The 15,603-nt window shown below is 65.2% G+C and carries 16 protein-coding genes and 1 tRNA gene; 5 read left to right on the forward strand and 12 right to left on the reverse strand.

What is annotated here, in order from left to right; translation table 11 throughout:
* Positions 1-142 precede the first annotated feature (142 nt).
* Positions 143-3,922 (forward strand): ATP-dependent RNA helicase HrpA, encoded by a 3,780-nt coding sequence (gene hrpA / locus ASC92_RS17895; protein ID WP_235505869.1) that lies wholly within the window; start codon positions 143-145, stop codon positions 3,920-3,922.
* Positions 3,923-3,983: 61 nt separating this feature from the next.
* On the opposite strand, the gene ASC92_RS28125 is transcribed toward hrpA, so the two are convergent.
* The 6 genes from ASC92_RS28125 to lptF form a co-directional block, all read right to left on the reverse strand.
* A complete protein-coding gene (locus tag ASC92_RS28125; RefSeq protein ID WP_082519629.1) occupies positions 3,984-4,142 on the reverse strand; it encodes a DUF3309 family protein in 159 nt (52 codons plus the stop codon).
* Between the two features lie 155 nt (positions 4,143-4,297).
* A complete protein-coding gene (locus tag ASC92_RS17900) occupies positions 4,298-5,470 on the reverse strand; it encodes a pyridoxal phosphate-dependent aminotransferase (protein ID WP_056518342.1) in 1,173 nt (390 codons plus the stop codon).
* The gene (locus ASC92_RS17905; RefSeq protein ID WP_007832298.1) at positions 5,467-6,408 is read right to left on the reverse strand and encodes a CysB family HTH-type transcriptional regulator; all 942 of its coding nucleotides are present in this window, start codon (positions 6,406-6,408) and stop codon (positions 5,467-5,469) included. The genes ASC92_RS17900 and ASC92_RS17905 overlap by 4 nt, the downstream gene beginning before the upstream one ends.
* Positions 6,409-6,471: 63 nt before the next feature.
* Positions 6,472-6,834 carry a sirohydrochlorin chelatase gene (locus tag ASC92_RS17910; RefSeq protein WP_056518344.1) on the reverse strand — a complete coding sequence of 121 codons (363 nt, stop codon included), beginning with the start codon at positions 6,832-6,834 and terminating at the stop codon, positions 6,472-6,474.
* Positions 6,831-7,940, reverse strand: a complete 1,110-nt coding sequence (gene lptG / locus ASC92_RS17915) for an LPS export ABC transporter permease LptG (RefSeq protein ID WP_056518345.1) — start codon at positions 7,938-7,940, stop codon at positions 6,831-6,833. The genes ASC92_RS17910 and lptG overlap by 4 nt, the downstream gene beginning before the upstream one ends.
* Positions 7,937-9,061, reverse strand: coding sequence for an LPS export ABC transporter permease LptF (lptF, locus tag ASC92_RS17920; RefSeq protein WP_056518348.1), 1,125 nt, complete (start codon positions 9,059-9,061; stop codon positions 7,937-7,939). The genes lptG and lptF overlap by 4 nt, the downstream gene beginning before the upstream one ends.
* A gap of 21 nt (positions 9,062-9,082) precedes the next feature.
* On the opposite strand from lptF, the gene ASC92_RS17925 reads away from it, so the two are divergent.
* From ASC92_RS17925 to ASC92_RS17940, 4 genes are all read left to right on the forward strand, one after another.
* Positions 9,083-10,597, forward strand: a complete 1,515-nt coding sequence (locus ASC92_RS17925) for a leucyl aminopeptidase (protein WP_056518350.1) — start codon at positions 9,083-9,085, stop codon at positions 10,595-10,597.
* On the forward strand, positions 10,594-11,034 hold the full coding sequence (locus ASC92_RS17930) for a DNA polymerase III subunit chi (RefSeq protein ID WP_056518352.1): 441 nt from the start codon (positions 10,594-10,596) through the stop codon (positions 11,032-11,034). Before ASC92_RS17925 ends, ASC92_RS17930 begins: the two co-directional genes overlap by 4 nt.
* Before the next feature lies 1 nt (position 11,035).
* Complete coding sequence (locus ASC92_RS17935) at positions 11,036-11,431, forward strand: hypothetical protein (RefSeq protein WP_056518354.1); 396 nt, start codon at positions 11,036-11,038, stop codon at positions 11,429-11,431.
* A 137-nt stretch (positions 11,432-11,568) separates the two neighbouring features.
* Positions 11,569-12,774, forward strand: a complete 1,206-nt coding sequence (locus tag ASC92_RS17940) for a branched-chain amino acid ABC transporter substrate-binding protein (RefSeq protein WP_056518355.1) — start codon at positions 11,569-11,571, stop codon at positions 12,772-12,774.
* Between the two features lie 84 nt (positions 12,775-12,858).
* Here the strand turns inward: ASC92_RS17940 and ASC92_RS17945 are convergent, their stop codons facing one another.
* From ASC92_RS17945 to ASC92_RS29350, 6 genes are all read right to left on the reverse strand, one after another.
* Complete coding sequence (locus ASC92_RS17945) at positions 12,859-13,248, reverse strand: response regulator (protein WP_056518358.1); 390 nt, start codon at positions 13,246-13,248, stop codon at positions 12,859-12,861.
* 98 nt (positions 13,249-13,346) lie between these two features.
* Positions 13,347-13,703 (reverse strand): hypothetical protein, encoded by a 357-nt coding sequence (locus tag ASC92_RS17950; protein WP_056518360.1) that lies wholly within the window; start codon positions 13,701-13,703, stop codon positions 13,347-13,349.
* 198 nt (positions 13,704-13,901) lie between these two features.
* A tRNA-Ser gene (locus ASC92_RS17955) sits at positions 13,902-13,992 on the reverse strand.
* A 25-nt stretch (positions 13,993-14,017) separates the two neighbouring features.
* Positions 14,018-14,947 (reverse strand): SPFH domain-containing protein, encoded by a 930-nt coding sequence (locus ASC92_RS17960; RefSeq protein WP_007832284.1) that lies wholly within the window; start codon positions 14,945-14,947, stop codon positions 14,018-14,020.
* A gap of 48 nt (positions 14,948-14,995) precedes the next feature.
* Positions 14,996-15,421, reverse strand: coding sequence for an NfeD family protein (locus tag ASC92_RS17965; protein WP_056518362.1), 426 nt, complete (start codon positions 15,419-15,421; stop codon positions 14,996-14,998).
* Complete coding sequence (locus tag ASC92_RS29350) at positions 15,394-15,573, reverse strand: hypothetical protein (protein ID WP_235505871.1); 180 nt, start codon at positions 15,571-15,573, stop codon at positions 15,394-15,396. Before ASC92_RS29350 ends, ASC92_RS17965 begins: the two co-directional genes overlap by 28 nt.
* Positions 15,574-15,603 lie beyond the last annotated feature (30 nt).

The following is a 15,603-nucleotide window of genomic DNA, read 5'->3' on the forward strand; positions in this document are numbered from 1 at the left end:
CTGCAACAACCGCCGTGCGCACCGATAATCGACGGTTTGCCCGCCGCGCCAGCCCGACGACTGCCTTCCCTTGACGACCACGACACCTCTTCGCATCGAATTTCCCGAATCGCTCCCTGTCTCGAGCAGGCGCGACGAAATCATGGCCGCCATCTCGGCGCACCAGGTCGTTATCGTCTGCGGCGAAACGGGCTCGGGCAAGACCACGCAGCTGCCGAAGATTGCACTCGCGCTGGGTCGGGGCAAGCTCAACGCCGAGTCAGGCAAGGGCCGGCTCATCGGCCACACGCAGCCACGCCGCATTGCCGCGAGCTCGGTGGCCAAGCGCATCGCCGAGGAGCTGAAGACGCCGCTGGGCGACGTGGTCGGCTTCAAGGTGCGCTTCCAGGACCGGCTGAGCCGCGACGCCTCGGTCAAGCTGATGACCGACGGCATCTTGCTGGCCGAAACGCAGACCGATCCGCTGCTGAAGGCCTACGACACGCTGATCATCGACGAGGCCCACGAGCGCTCGCTGAACATCGACTTCCTGCTGGGCTACCTGCGCGAGATTCTTCCGCGCCGTCCCGACCTGAAGGTGATCGTCACCTCGGCCACCATCGATGCCGACCGCTTCGCACAGCACTTCGCGTCCAGGAACGGGCCGGCGCCGATCATCTATGTCTCCGGCCGCACCTTCCCGGTGGAGCAGCGCTACCGCCCGTTCGAGGAATCGCGCGAACACGACCTGAACGATGCGATCGCCGATGGTGTCGACGAACTCTGGCGCGACCCGCACAACGCGGGCGACATCCTCGTCTTCCTGCCCGGCGAGCGCGAGATCCGCGAAGCGGCCGACCACCTGCGCCGCCACCTGAGCCATCAGCCGCTATTGCGCAACGCCGAGGTGCTGCCGCTGTTCGCGCGCCTCTCGGGTCCCGAGCAGGACCGCATCTTCGACGGCCACACAGGCCGGCGCATCGTGCTCGCCACCAATGTGGCCGAGACCTCGCTCACCGTGCCGGGCATCCGCTACGTGATCGACACCGGCACGGCGCGCGTCAAGCGCTACAGCTTCCGCAGCAAGGTCGAGCAGTTGCTGGTCGAGCCGATCAGCCAGGCCGCGGCCAACCAGCGCGCGGGCCGATGCGGGCGGGTCGCGAACGGCATCTGCATCCGGCTGTACGACGAAAAGGATTTCGAAGGCAGGCCGCGCTTCACCGATCCGGAAATCCTGCGTTCCTCGCTCGCGGGCGTGATCCTGCGGATGAAGTCGCTGCGCCTGGGCGACGTGGCGCGCTTTCCATTCCTCGAAGCGCCGTCGCCGCGTGCGATTGCCGATGGCTACCAACTGCTCAATGAGTTGGGCGCAGTCGACGACGCCAATGAACTCACGCACACCGGCGCCGAGCTGTCGCGGCTGCCGCTCGACCCGCGCGTGGGCCGGATGATCCTCGAAGCCCGCTCGCGCGGCGCGCTCGAAGAAGTGCTTGTCATCGCATCCGCCCTCAGCGTGCAGGACGTGCGCGACCGCCCGATGGAGGCGCAGCAGCAGGCCGACCAGGCGCATTCGAAGTTCGATGACGAGAAGAGCGAGTTCAGCGGCTACCTGCGGCTGTGGAAGTGGATTGCCGATGCGCGCGGCGGCCATGGCGACACGCACAAGCTCAGCAACCGTCAGTACGAGCAGTTGCTGCGGCAGAACTTCATCAACATCCGCCGCGTGCGCGAGTGGCGCGACATCCACTCGCAGCTGCTCACGGTGGTCACCGAGCACAAGTGGCGCCTCAACGCCGAGCCCGCTGGCTACGAGCCGCTGCACCTGTCGATGCTCGCCGGCCTGCTCGGCAACGTCGGCTGGAAGCTCGAAGACGACGAGGCATATCTCGGCGCGCGCGGCATCAAGTTCTACAAGCATCCGGGCGCGCACCTGAAGAAGAAGCCCGGCCGCTGGATCGTCGCAGCCGAACTGGTCGAGACCACACGGCTCTTCGGGCGCGGCATCGCCAACATCGAGCCGCAGTGGCTCGAACAGGTGGCGGGGCATCTGCTGAAGAAGCAATTGCTCGACCCGCACTGGGAGAAGAAGGGCGCGCAGGTGTCGGCTCTGGAGCGCGCAACGTTGTACGGGCTGGTCGTGTACAGCGGGCGGCGCGTCGACTTCACCAAGGTCGATCCGGTCGCGGCGCGCGAGATCTTCATCCGCGAGGCGCTGGTCGCCGGGCAGTGGGAAACGAAGTTCGCGTTCCTTCAGGCCAACCGCAAGCTGGTGCGCGAGGTCGAAGGGCTGGAGCACAAGTCGCGCCGGCAGGACGTACTGGTCGACGACGAGCTGATTTTCTCCTTCTACGACGCGCAGTTGCCCGCCGACGTGGCCAGCGGCATCACCTTCGAGAACTGGCACCGCCATGCCTCGAAGGAGCAGCCGCGCCTGCTGTTCCTGACGCGCGACGAGCTGATGCGCCACCAGGCGGCCGGCATCACGACGCAGTCTTTCCCGGCCACGCTGCGGCTGGGCGGCGTGGACTGTGCTGCGACCTACCTGCACGAGCCCGGCGACGCGAAGGACGGCCTCACCGTCAGCGTGCCGCTGTTCGTACTCAACCAGGTGAGCGAAGAACGTTGCGAATGGCTCGTGACGGGCATGCTCAAGGACAAGATCCAGGCGCTGCTCAAGAGCCTGCCGCAGCGCCCGCGCTCGCGGCTGGTGCCGCTCCCCGAGTCGGCTTCGAAGCTGGCGGAAGAACTGTCGGCACCCGAGCTGTTCGGCTCTGGCTCGTTGACCGACGTGCTGCTCAAGCGCGTGCGCGACATGACCAGCATCGACGTCAAGCGCGCCGACTTCAAGCTCGACATGCTGCCGCCGCACCTGTTCATGAACCTGCGCGTGATCGACGAGCATGGGCGGCAGCTGGGCATGGGGCGCAACCTGGGTGCGCTGAAGGCCGAGCTCGGTGCGCAGGCGCGTGGCGCGTTCCAGGCGCTGGCGGGGCTGAATGTGAAGGCGTCGCCGGAGAAGAAGACGGCGACGGACGAAGGCTCGAAGGCGCCCGCGAAAGCCGCCAACGCTCCTGCGGCCGCCGCACTACCCGCCGGCCAGCGCTACACGGCCTGGACTTTCGGCGAGTTGCCCGAACTGATGGAAGTGCGCCGCGGCTCGCAATCGCTGATCGGTTTTCCGGCGCTGCGCGACGAGGGCGACGCCGTGACCATCGAGGTATTCGACGAGCCCGCCGTGGCCGCCGCCAAGCACCGCGCCGGCCTGCGCCGCCTGTTCGCGCTGCAGCTGAAGGATGCGCTCAAGTACCTCGAGAAGAACATCCCCGATTTGCAGAAGATGTCGGTCGCGTTCATGCCGCTTGGCACTTCCGAGGAACTGCGCACGCAGATCATCGACGTGGCGATCGACCGTGCCTTCCTGCAGGAGCCGCTGCCGACCGACGAGTTTGCGTTCAAGCGCCGGCTGGACGAGGGCCGCGGCCGGCTCACGCTGATCGCCAACGAGGTGGCCCGGCTCGCGTCGGCCATCCTCGTCGAATACGCGGCGGCCGCGCGCAAGATCAAGGACACGAAGATCCAGCCCGATGCCGTGCAGGACGCCGCGCAGCAGCTGCAGCGCCTCGTCGGCAAGCGCTTCATCGCCGACGCACCGTGGACGCAGTTGCAGCATTTCGCGCGCTACCTCAAGGCCATCGTGCTGCGGCTCGACAAGCTGCGCGCGGACCCGGCGCGTGACGCCGCGAAGCTCGCCGAACTGAAGCCGCAGGAGCAACGCTACTGGCGCCTGGTGGCCGAGCGCAAGGGCGTGGTGGATGAGCGCATGCTCGAATTCCGCTGGCTGCTCGAAGAGCTGCGCGTAAGCTTCTTCGCACAGGAACTGCGCACGCCGCAACCAGTGAGCGTGAAGCGGCTCGACAAGGCCTGGGCTCAGTTGCAGGCATAAAAAAGCCCGCCGAAAAGGGGCGGGCTCTTCGCTAAAGGCGGCACAGAGTGCCGCCGCCCGGTCATATGCGCCCCATGAGCACGAGGACGACAACGATCACGAGCACGAGGCCGAGGCCACCGCTGGGCCCGTAGCCCCAGGACCGGCTGTAGCCCCAGCTTGGCAGCGCGCCGATCAGCAGCAGGATCAGGACGATCAGCAGAATGAACGAGAGGGACATGGTTTGCTCCTGGGACGTTGTGGTAACGAACCCCGATGCTGGTCATCCCCGCGGCGCCGCGGCGCCGGAGAGCCGCCCCTTCGGTGGTCAGGACAGTCCTACCGCGCGCGTCGGCGTTTTGCCCGGTGTATCTGCAAGCGATGGAGGAGGCGTCCTCAGAGCCTGGCGAGCCGCTCCAGCGCGGCGAGCAGCGTCTCGTCCTTCTTGGCGAAGCAGAAGCGCACCACGCGCTGGTCGAAGCCGTTGCCGTAGAAGGCCGACAGCGGGATCGCCGCCACGCCGATCTCGCGCGTGAGCCACAGGCAGAACTCGGCTTCGGACAAGTCGCTCACCGCCGAGATGTCGACGCACTGGAAATAGCTGCCTTCGCTGCGCAGCAGCTTGAAGCGCGTCTTCTCGGCCAGGCCGGCGGCGAACAGGTCGCGCTTGCGCTGGTAGAAGGCCGGCAGTTCGAGGTACGGCTTCGGCTCGGCCATGTACTGTGCGAGCGCATGCTGCATCGGCGTGTTCACGGTGAACACGTTGAACTGGTGCACCTTGCGGAATTCGGCCATCAGCGGGGCCGGCGCAGCCACGAAGCCGACCTTCCAGCCGGTGACGTGGTAGGTCTTGCCGAAGCTGCTCACGATGAAGCTGCGCGCGGCCAGGCCCGGGAAGCGCGCCACGCTTTCGTGGCGGGCGCCGTCGTAGACCATGTGCTCGTAGACCTCGTCGCTGATCACGAACACGTCGGTCGGCGCGAGCAGTTCTTCGAGTTGGCGCATCTCGGCAGCAGTCCAGATCGTTGCGCTCGGGTTGTGCGGCGTGTTGATGATGATGGCGCGCGTGCGCGGCGTGAGCGCGGCGGCGATCTTGCCGAAGTCGGGGCGGAAGGTGCCGGGCACGAGCGGCACGCGCACCACGCTGCCGCCGGCCAGTTCGATGTTGGGCACGTAGCTGTCGTAGCAGGGTTCGAGCACGATCACTTCGTCGCCCGGCCGCACCACGGCCAGGACGGCCGTGATGATGGCCTGCGTGGCGCCGGCGGTGACGGTGATCTCGCTGGCCGCGCTGTAGCTGTGGCCGTACAGCGCCGAGATCTTCGCGGCGATGGCGTCGCGCAGCGCCGGAATGCCGGGCATCGGCGGGTACTGGTTGTGGCCCGCGGCCATGGCGGCCGTCACGTCTTCGAGCAGCTTCGGATCGCAGTTGAAATCCGGAAAGCCTTGGCCGAGGTTGACGGCGTTCTTCTCGGCGGCCAGTGCCGACATCACCGTGAAGATGGTGGTGCCTACAGCCGGCAGCTTGGTGACGATGTCGGGCGTGCGTGGGGATTGAGCTGTGCTCATAGTTCGTAGTCTTGTTGATGGCCGCTCAGGGCCTTGGCGATCAGGTTGCGGTCGAGCCGGTCGGACAGCAGTTCGGCGAACTTGAAGACGAAGTTGCGCAGGTAGGCGCTGCGCTTGAACGCGACCCGCGCGATATTCTGGCCGAACACATGCCCCATCGGGCGCACCACGAGGTCGGCGTTCGATTCGTCGCGCACGGCCATCTCGGCCACGATGCCCACGCCCAGGCCAAGGCGCACGTAGGTCTTGATCACGTCGGAGTCGATGGCTTCGAGCGCGATGCGCGGCGTGAGCTTCTTTTGCGCGAACGCATGGTCGATGCGCGTGCGTCCGGTGAACGACGGGTGGTACGTGATGATGGGCTCGCTCGCCAGGTCTTCGAGCGAGATGCGCTCCTTGGCGGCCAGCGGATGGTCCTTGGGCAGCACCAGCACGTGCTGCCATTCATAGCAGGGCAGGGTCACGAGCTCGGCGTAGCCGTCGAGCGATTCGGTGGCGATGCCGATCTCGGCGATCTCGTCGATCACCATCCGCGCCACCTGGTCGGGCGAGCCCTGGTGCAGGCTCACGTTGACTTTGGGGTACGCCTCGCGCAGATTGGCCACGGGTACCGGCAGCACGTAGCGCGCCTGGGTGTGGGTTGTGGCGATGGAGAGGGTGCCGCTGTCCTGCGCGCTGAACTGTTCGCCGATGCGCTTGAGGTTGCCCACCTCGCGCATGATGAGTTCGATGCTGGCGATGACGTGCTGGCCCGGCTCGGTCACGCGCTTCAGGCGTTTGCCATGGCGCGCGAAGATTTCAACGCCCAGTTCTTCCTCGAGCTCGATGATGGCCTTGGAAACGCCGGGCTGCGAAGTGTGGAGCGCCTTGGCCGCCTCCGTGAGGTTCAGGTTGCGCCGCACGGCTTCCTGAACAAACTTGAACTGATGCAGATTCATATCAAATTCCGTCTTATTGCGGAATTCATTATGCCTTCGGAATCTATCGAAATTGCTGGATGTTCAGGATTTGACCGCAATTCTGGCCAGGAGATCGACCAGTTCGGGCTCTTCGCCAACGATGCGGGCGAGCGAGAAGCCGACGTCGGGCCAGCGCTGGCGCAGCGCCTCTAGCTGGTGCGGCAGGTCTTCGCGCGCGTGCTTGCCCATGCCGAGGAACAGCGGAACCACGCGGATGGCGGTGGCACCGCCGGCAATCAGCGCCGCTGTCGCCGTGGGCAGGTCGGGCGTGGCCAGCTCCATGTAGGCACAGGCCACGCGGGCGTCGGGTTCGTTCCTGCACACGCGCTCGGCCACTGCCTCGATAGGTTGGCGCCAGCGCTCGTCGCGCGAACCATGCGCCAGCAGGACGATGCCCTGGATCATCGTCGCAGCACCAGCCAGCTGAAGGCCGTCAACGACATCACCGAATAGATCATTCCCGGCGCCGCTGCCGTGAGCCAGGGCGACCAGTTGCTCAGGTTGCCGAGATAGCCGAACACGTTGTTCAGCAGGAAGAAGCTGATGCCGATCATCACGCCGCCGAACACGTAGGTGGTGATGCCTGCCTGGCGGAAGTGCAGATAGGCGAAGGGCAGGGCGAGCACCACCATCACCAGGCACGAGAGCGGATAGAACACCTTGCGCCAGAACTCGATCTCGTAGCGCTGCGCGGTCTGGCCGTTGGCGTCGAGGTGGCGGATGTAGTCGAACAGGTCGATCGTGCCCATGCGATCGGGGCGCAGGAGCGCGACCGACACCATTTCGGCGGTGAGCGTGGTGGGCCAGTTCAGCTGCGCGATCCTGGTCGTGGCAATGCGGGCCTGGTCGGCCGAGCTGCGCGTGTCGTACTTCTGCTCTTCGACGTCGGTGAGCATCCAGTGTCCGTTGTCGATGCGGGCCGAGCCCGCGACGATCTGGGTGCTGATGTAGCCGTTGTCGTCGAACTCGAAGATGCGCGGGCTCTTCAGCGCGCCCTTGCGGTCGATCGACAGCACGTTCACCGCGAACGACACGTTGCCCCGTTTTTCCTTCAGCCAGGCGCCCGTGTTGCCGGCCAGGGAATAGACGCCCTGGTATTTGGCCTTGAGCAGTTGGCCCGTACGCTCCGAGGCTGGTGCGACATAGTCGCCGATGGCAAAGGTCAGCATGACGAAACCGATGCCCAGCAGCAGCAGGGTGCGCAGCGCACGCCAGGGTCCCAGGCCGCTGGTGCGCAGGATGGTGTACTCGGAACTCTGCGCCAGCCGGGCCATCACGAAGATGGAGCCGATCAGCACGGTGATCGGCAGCAGCTCGTAGAGGTGGCTCGGGATCAGCAGCGTCACGTAGATCAGCGCCTGCGCCGGGCCGTAGTTGAGGCTGTCCGGCTTGCCGATGGATTGCAGTTCGTCGACGAAGTCGAAGAAGAAAAAGAGGCTCAGAAAGCCGAGCGTCACGAACGCCACGGCCTTCAGCACCTCCACATAGATCAGGCGTCTTATCGTTTTCACGTGGGTTCGATCTTGGGTGTGGGCAGCACGGCGGCGGTGGACGAGCCTGGCTTCACCGGCCGCCCCCAGTTGTTCTGGCGTATGCCGAGCCATGCCAGGTTGATCAGCAGCACGCCGCCATGCAACAGCACCATGAAGCCACCCAGGCTGTATTTGCCTGAACTGATCCAGCTCTGCCCCAGGTTGAGCATGTTGTAGTAGACGACGAATGCGAACAGCGCCAGCAGCAGGTTGCCGCTGCGGCCGACGCGCGGGTTGGCGCTCGACACGTTCAGCGCCAGCAGCACGAAGTTGACGGCCGTCAACAGCATCCCGATGCGCCAGGCCAGTTCGCCGCGGCTCGGGTCGCTCGGGTCCCTCAGCAGCGACAACGTGTTGAGCGCGCGCGGCGGCGTTGTGTCGCCGGCCAGGCCGTTGTTGCCGCCTGCCCGGGTGCCGTAGGTCTTGAATTCGCTGATCTTCAGGCCGGTCTGGGCAATGGGCTGCTCGAGCCTCTGTCCGTTGTTGAGCAAGAGGTAGCGCGAATTGCCGATGTTCTCGATGCTGCCGCTGCGTGCCGAGGTCGTGATCTGCATGTTGCGCTCGATCGACCAGATGAAGACGTTGGTGGCCTTGGAGTTGTCCGCCGTCTCCTTGTCGATGAAGAACACGCGCACCCGGCCCGCGGATTCGCGGAACTCACCCGGCGCCACGCGCTCGATGTCGCTGCGCTGCTCGTACTGCTTGCGCATGCCGATGGTCTGCGAGTTGGCCCATGGCCAGCCCACCAGCGCCATCACCGCGATCAGGATCAGCACCGGCCAGGCGAAGCGGAACAGCGGCTTGATGAAGTCGGTCAGGCCGCGCCCGCTGGAGAACCAGATCACCATCTCGCTGTCGCGGTACATGCGCGAGAGGGTGCCGACGATGGCGATGAACAGGCTCAGGCTCAGGATGGTCGGCATGTAGCCGAGCACCGTGTAGGCCATCACCAGGAACACCTCCTGTGGGTTCACACTGCCCTTGGACGCGAGCCCCAGGGTGCGGATGAGCATCATGGTCATCACGATGGTGACCAGGACCACGAGGGTTGCTCCGAAGCTGCGGGACAGCTCCTTGCGTAAGGAAGAATGGAATAACATCGTTCGAGGAAAAAAAGGATTATGGACTTTCAACTCAAGACCCTCACCGTCGCCCAGGCTGCAGCCGAGAAATCCGACGTCCTCATCGTGCTCGTGGGCAGCGCTCCGCTCACCTCCAAAGACCCGTTGTCGGTGCTCGCCGCCAGTGCGCGCAAGGCCGGCGACCTGCCCGACAAGGCGGGCAAGCAACTGGGGCTCTACCGTCCGGAAGACGTGGTCGCGTCCCGCGTGGTGCTCGCCGCCATCGGCGACGGCAAGCCTGCCTCGGTGCGCAGCGGGGTGATCGCGGCGATCAACGCGGCCAAGGTCCAGGGCCCCAAGCGCGTGGCCATCGTGTTTGCGCAGCCCGCCGACGGCGCGGCGGTGGCCAGTGCCGTCACGGCGGCCGCCGATGCCAGCTACGTCTACACGACCACCAAGTCGAAGGCCGAACCCCGCAGCATCCGCCAGCTGACCGTTGGTGTGGCCGATGCCGCCGCCGTCACCGGCGCCTTCGATGCCGCCCGCGCCACCGTCCAGGGCATCGAACTGGCCAAGGAATGGGGCAACCGGCCTGCCAACCATGCCACACCCACGCTGCTGGCCGAGGCCGCCAAGGGGCTGGCCAAGCTGCCGAACATCAAGTGCGAAGTGCTGGGCCCGAAAGAAGTCGAGAAGCTCGGCATGGGCTCCTTCGCGGCCGTGGCTCAAGGCTCGGCGGAGCCGTTGCGCTTCATCGTGCTGCGCTACAACGGCGCGTCCAAGGACGAAGCACCCGTGGTGCTTGTCGGCAAGGGCATCACCTTCGATACAGGCGGCGTCTCGCTCAAGCCCGCGGCCGAAATGGACGAAATGAAGTTCGACATGTGCGGCGCGGCCAGTGTGCTCGGCACCTTCCGCGCGCTCGGCGACATCCAGCCCGCCATCAACGTCGTCGGCCTCATTCCCTCGTGCGAGAACATGAACGACGGCCGCGCCGTGAAGCCGGGCGACGTGGTGACGAGCATGAGCGGCCAGACCATCGAGGTGCTGAACACCGATGCCGAGGGCCGGCTCATCCTGTGCGACGCACTCACCTACGCCAAGCGTTTCGATCCGGCGGCCGTGATCGACGTCGCGACCCTGACGGGCGCCTGCGTGGTGGCCCTGGGCGGCGTGCGCAGCGGCCTGTTCGCCAGCGACGAAACGCTGGCCGCGGCGATCGAAGCCGCCGGCGAGGCCTCGCAGGATCGCTGCTGGCGCCTGCCGCTGGACGACGACTATGCCGAAGGCCTCAAGAGCAACTTCGCCGACGTGGCCAACATTGCCGGCCGCGCCGGCGGCGCCATCACCGCCGCCAAGTTCCTGCAGCGCTTTGCCGGCGACTTCGCCTGGGCGCACCTGGACATCGCGGGCACCGCCTGGAAGAGCGGGGCGGCCAAGGGCTCGACCGGCCGGCCGGTGGGCCTGCTGGTGTCGTACCTGACGACCCGCGCGAACGGCAGCGACGCATCGGGCAAGGCCAGCAAACCCAAAGCCCCGGCAGCTCCGGCCAAAAAGGCCAGGTCCGCGAAGTGACGGAAATCGGCTTTCACTACAACGCGCCCGACAAGCTGAACTACGCCTGCCGGCTGGTTCGCAAGGCCGTGAATGCACGCGGCCTGCGCGTGGTGGTCGTCGGCGATGCGCGTGCGCTCGATGCCGTGGACGCCGCGCTCTGGCAGCTGTCGCCGGTGGACTTCGTAGCGCACTGCCGCGGAGATGCGCCGGCCCATGTGGTCGCGCGTTCGCCCGTCGTTCTTTCGGCGGAGGGTGCCGACGCGGCTTCATTGCCCCATCGCGAAATGCTGGTGAATCTCGGACTCGAAGTGCCTGCGGGCTTCGAGCGCTATGAACGCATGATCGACATCGTGAGCGACGAGGCCAACGATCGCCAGGTCGGCCGTTCGCGCTGGCGCCACTATGCCGATCGTGGCTACACCATCCAGCCGCACGACTTCGCAAAGAGTTCCTGACATGGCCAGCACGCTGCGCACACCGCCCCGGTTCGTTCCCACGCTGACCACGGTGCTCGAGGTTCCGGCGGAGCCCGCGAGTCCCGAGCCGCAGGCCGCGGCCGCGCTCCAACCCGACCCGGCGAGCGCCATGGCATTGCCGCCGGCCGTGCAGCTTTCGCAGGCGGAAATCGTCAGCCTCGAAGAGCAGTTGCTGCACCGCGTGTTGCAGCGCGTCGACCTGTCTCTGGAAGAGCGTTTGAGCGACACCGTGTCAGCTGCCGTTCAGCATCAACTCGACGCAATGGTGCCGCGTTTGCGCAATGAAATCGAAGCTGTTCTGCGTGCGTTGGTGATCGAGGCAATGGCCGCGGAACTCAGCGAAAACACAGGGTCTACGCCAGCTTCCGGCGCCTGAATCCTCGGCTAAACTGCGCCGCAGGTCGGAAGGGCGTGAGGGTGCCGCTGGTCCGCGGCGCGAAACTTGCGAGGTCTGTGCGCCCGGATCACACGACCGGTTTTTTTATTCTTTTCATCCAAGTTCTGGAGGTTCTCATGCAATTGAAATGGACTGCGGTCGCACTGGCTGCACTCACGCTTGTGGCTTGCGGCAAGAAAGAAGAAGCTGCTGCTCCCGCTGCAGCGCCCGCGCCAACGGCTGCGGCCCCGGCTGCTGCACCTGCCGGAGAAACCCTGGTCGTCAAGATCGGTCACGTTGCGCCCACGAGCGGTCCCATTGCCCACCTTGGCAAGGACAATGAGTTCGGCGCCAAGATGGCCATCGAAGACCTGAATGCAAAGGGCCTCAAGATCGGCGACAAGGTTGCCAAGTTCGAACTGATCGCCGAAGACGACGCTGGCGATCCGAAGCAGGGCACCGCTGTCGCCCAGAAGCTGGTCGACGAGAAGGTCAACGGCGTGGTCGGTCACCTGAACTCGGGCACCACCATTCCCGCCTCGAAGCTCTACAGCGACGCCGGCATTCCGCAGATCTCGCCTTCGGCCACCAATCCGAAGTACACGCGCCAAGGCTTCAAGACCACGTTCCGCGTGGTGGCCGACGACACGCAACTCGGCGGCACGCTGGGCAAGTACGCGGTCGAAACGCTCAAGGGCAAGAACATCGCCGTGATCGACGACCGCACGGCCTACGGGCAAGGCGTTGCCGAAGAGTTCGAGAAGTCGGCCAAGGCTGCTGGCGCCACCATCGTGGGCCACGAGTTCACCACCGACAAGTCGACCGACTTCAACGCCATCCTGACCAAGCTCAAGGCCGCCAAGCCCGACGTGCTGTTCTTCGGCGGCATGGACGCCGTCGGCGGCCCGATGCTCAAGCAAGTCAAGCAGCTCGGTCTGAACGTCAAGTTCATGGGCGGCGACGGCCTGTGCACCGGCGAACTGCCGAAGCTGGCTGGCGATGCGATTGGCGAAGACATGGTGGTGTGCGCTGAAGCCGGCGGCGTGGACGGCGACTTCAAGCAGCCGCTGGAAGACTTCAAGGCCAAGTTCAAGACCAAGAACGGCGTCGAAGTGCAGATCTATGCACCGTACGTGTACGACGCGGTCAACGTGCTGGCCGAAGCCATGGTCAAGGCCGGTTCGTCCGACCCGGCCAAGTACCTGCCTGAAGTCGGCAAGATCTCGTACAAGGGCGTGACCGGCCCGATCGCCTTCGACGAAAAGGGCGACATCAAGAACGGCGCCCTGACGCTGTACACCTACAAGGGTGGTGCGCGCACGCAGATCGCCGTGGTGCGCTGATTCGCTTCGGCAGCGGCAACCTCTCGGTTGTCCGCAAAAGAGAAAAGGGCCTTCGGGCCCTTTTCTCTTTGCTTCAGGGGCAGTTCAGAGCGGCGCAAGACCCGAAGGGCGATTGGTGTTGCAGTACTCGATGAAGGCGTCGAGATCGCGCGACTTATCGAACACCGCGTCCGCACCCAGGGCCATGCAGCGCGCGCGTATGTCGGCCGTCACGTAGTTGCTGAGCACCACCGCCCGCTGACTGGGCTTGCGGTTCTTGCAACCGCCCAGCACGCCGAGGCCGGAGCCTTCCTTCAGGAACAGGTCGATGATCAGGAGCTGCCAGTCATCGGGATGCGCCGCGAGCCATGCAAGGGCCTCCGTCTCGGTTTCGGCGAAGCCGACCACACGGCCATTGACCAAATCCTCGAGGGCCGGGACCAGGTTGTCCCTGATGGTCTTGTTGTCCTCGACGAGGAACGTGATGAGGGCCATGCCGTGGTTTCGCTTTGAGAACGAATAGCGTAGCGTGCCTGGCGTTGCCGCGGCGTAGGAGAAAGGATACGGACGGAGTGTCGGGGGCGAATCCGGGGTCAGTCGTCGCCGTCGGCGCGGATCTCTGCCTTGAGCTTCTCGGCCAGTGCCTGGCTTTCGTCGCGCTCTGCCATCGCCTCGAGGCGCTTCTCGATTTCTTCACTCAGCGCGGCGTTGACTTCGGCCAGCTTCTCGGCGGATTTGGCCAGCTTTTCTTCCAGCTGGCTCGTGTGCTCGATGGCCTGCGCCACTTCGCCGACCTGCACTTCTTCGGGCAGCTCCTGTTCGAGCACCGTGTTCACCACGGCGAGGTTGTCCGATGCTCGCTGCACGTCGGCGGCCACCTGCTCGCTTTTTTCCAGGGTGCGGTCCAGTGGGGTCGTGCCACGCGGTGGGTTCTTCCGTTGTCCAGCCATCGAGGCTCCTTTGCAGGCTTTGAAACTAAAACATTCGGATCGTAGCGCCAGATGAAAGGATCCGGCAGGGTGATATCCAGTTGTTGTAAAGCAACGCACTGCTTGGTGAGTCGGACGACAAAAAAGCCCAAGTGCTTGTGGCGACTTGGGCTTCTTGCGTTGTCTGACGTTCGCGAACGGTTACGAACAATCAATCTCTGGCGGAGCAGGCGGGATTCGAACCCGCGGAGGGCTATTAACCCTCACACGCTTTCCAGGCGTGCGACTTAAACCGCTCATCCACCGCTCCTGAGCCTGCGATTGTAGCAGTCAGTTCAGGCCGGATTCGACGGCTTGCCTGCCTGGACCATGCGCATCGCCGAAGCGATGAGCGCGGCGGTCTCGGTCATGTTGCTCGGCACGATCAGTGTGGTCTTGGAATCGGCTGCCACCTTGCCGTAGGCGTCGACGGCGCGCTCGGCCACCTTGAGCTGCACGGCCTGCTCGCCGCCGGGCTGGCGGATGGCCGCTGCCACGCGTTCGATGGCGTCCGCCGTTGCGGTGGCCACAGCGGTGATTGCTGCGGCTTCACCCTGTGCGTTGTTGATCTGCGCCTGCTTCTCGCCCTCGGAGCGGGCGATGAAGGCCTCGCGTTCGCCGGTGGCGATGTTGATCTGCTCCTGGCGGCGGCCTTCCGAGGCCGCGATCAGCGCGCGCTTGCCGCGTTCGGCGGTGATCTGCGCCTGCATGGCCAGCAAGATCTCCTTCGGCGGCGTCAGGTCCTTGATTTCGTAGCGCAGCACCTTCACGCCCCAGTTGAGCGCGGCCTCGTCGATCGCGGCCACCACCTGGGCGTTGATCACGTCGCGCTCCTCGAAGGTCTTGTCGAGCTCGAGCTTGCCGATCACGCTGCGCAGCGAGGTCTGCGCGAGCTGCGTCACGGCCACGATGTAGTTCGACGAGCCGTAGCTCGCGCGCATCGGGTCGGTCACCTGGAAATACAGGATGCCGTCCACCTGAAGCTGCGTGTTGTCGCGCGTGATGCAGATCTGGCTCGGCACGTCGAGCGGGATTTCCTTCAGGCTGTGCTTGTAGGCCACGCGATCGATGAACGGGATCAGGAAGTTGGGGCCGGGCGTCATGGTGCCGTGGTACTTGCCCAGGCGCTCGCGCACCCAGGCGTTCTGCTGCGGCACGAACTTGACCGACTGGCTGATGAAGATGATCGCGATGACCAGGATGATGAGAGGGACCGAAAATTCCATGGTGCGCTTCCTTTTCTGAGTTTCTTCTGAGTTCTATGTATGGACGGACTAAACCTTGTCGACGATCAGCCGGCTACCGACCACCTCGACCACACGGTGCTCGCCGGTCGACGGCGTGCTGCCTGCGCGCTGAACCACCGTCCACTGCGCGCCGCGATAGCGCACAGTCGCCGTGCCGTCGGCATTCCAGGCATCGACATGCACGCTCTCGCCGATATCGAGGTTCACGTCGCGGTTGGCTTCGGTGGGCGGTGCAGGAGGGCGCTTGCGTTGGATCGAGTACCAGGTGAGCACGGCGCCCACGCCGATCACCGAGGCCACGATCAACTGCGTGACCGTGCCGAAGCCCAGGTGAGCCGAGATCGCCGCGGCCGCAAAGCCTGCGGCCAGCAGCAAAAGGTAGACGGTGCCCGAGAGCAACTCGACCACGATGGCGGCCCCCGCAATCAGCCACCAGACGGTGGAATTCGCCATTTCAACTCCTCTTTTTCCTTGTTCGATGCGCGCCATTCTGAGGCATATGCCCCAAGCGCTTGCAGTGGGTAGGGGTACTGCGCCGCAGCCGGAAAAAGGGGCCTTGCCGGACGGGCCGGAATGGCTTGCAGGAAGCTGACCGGATCCGTCATCTGAATTCCGTACACTTCGCGCCTCTCCTC

It is taken from the genome of Variovorax sp. Root411 (genome assembly GCF_001425205.1).
Taxonomy (GTDB): Bacteria; Pseudomonadota; Gammaproteobacteria; order Burkholderiales; family Burkholderiaceae_C; genus Variovorax.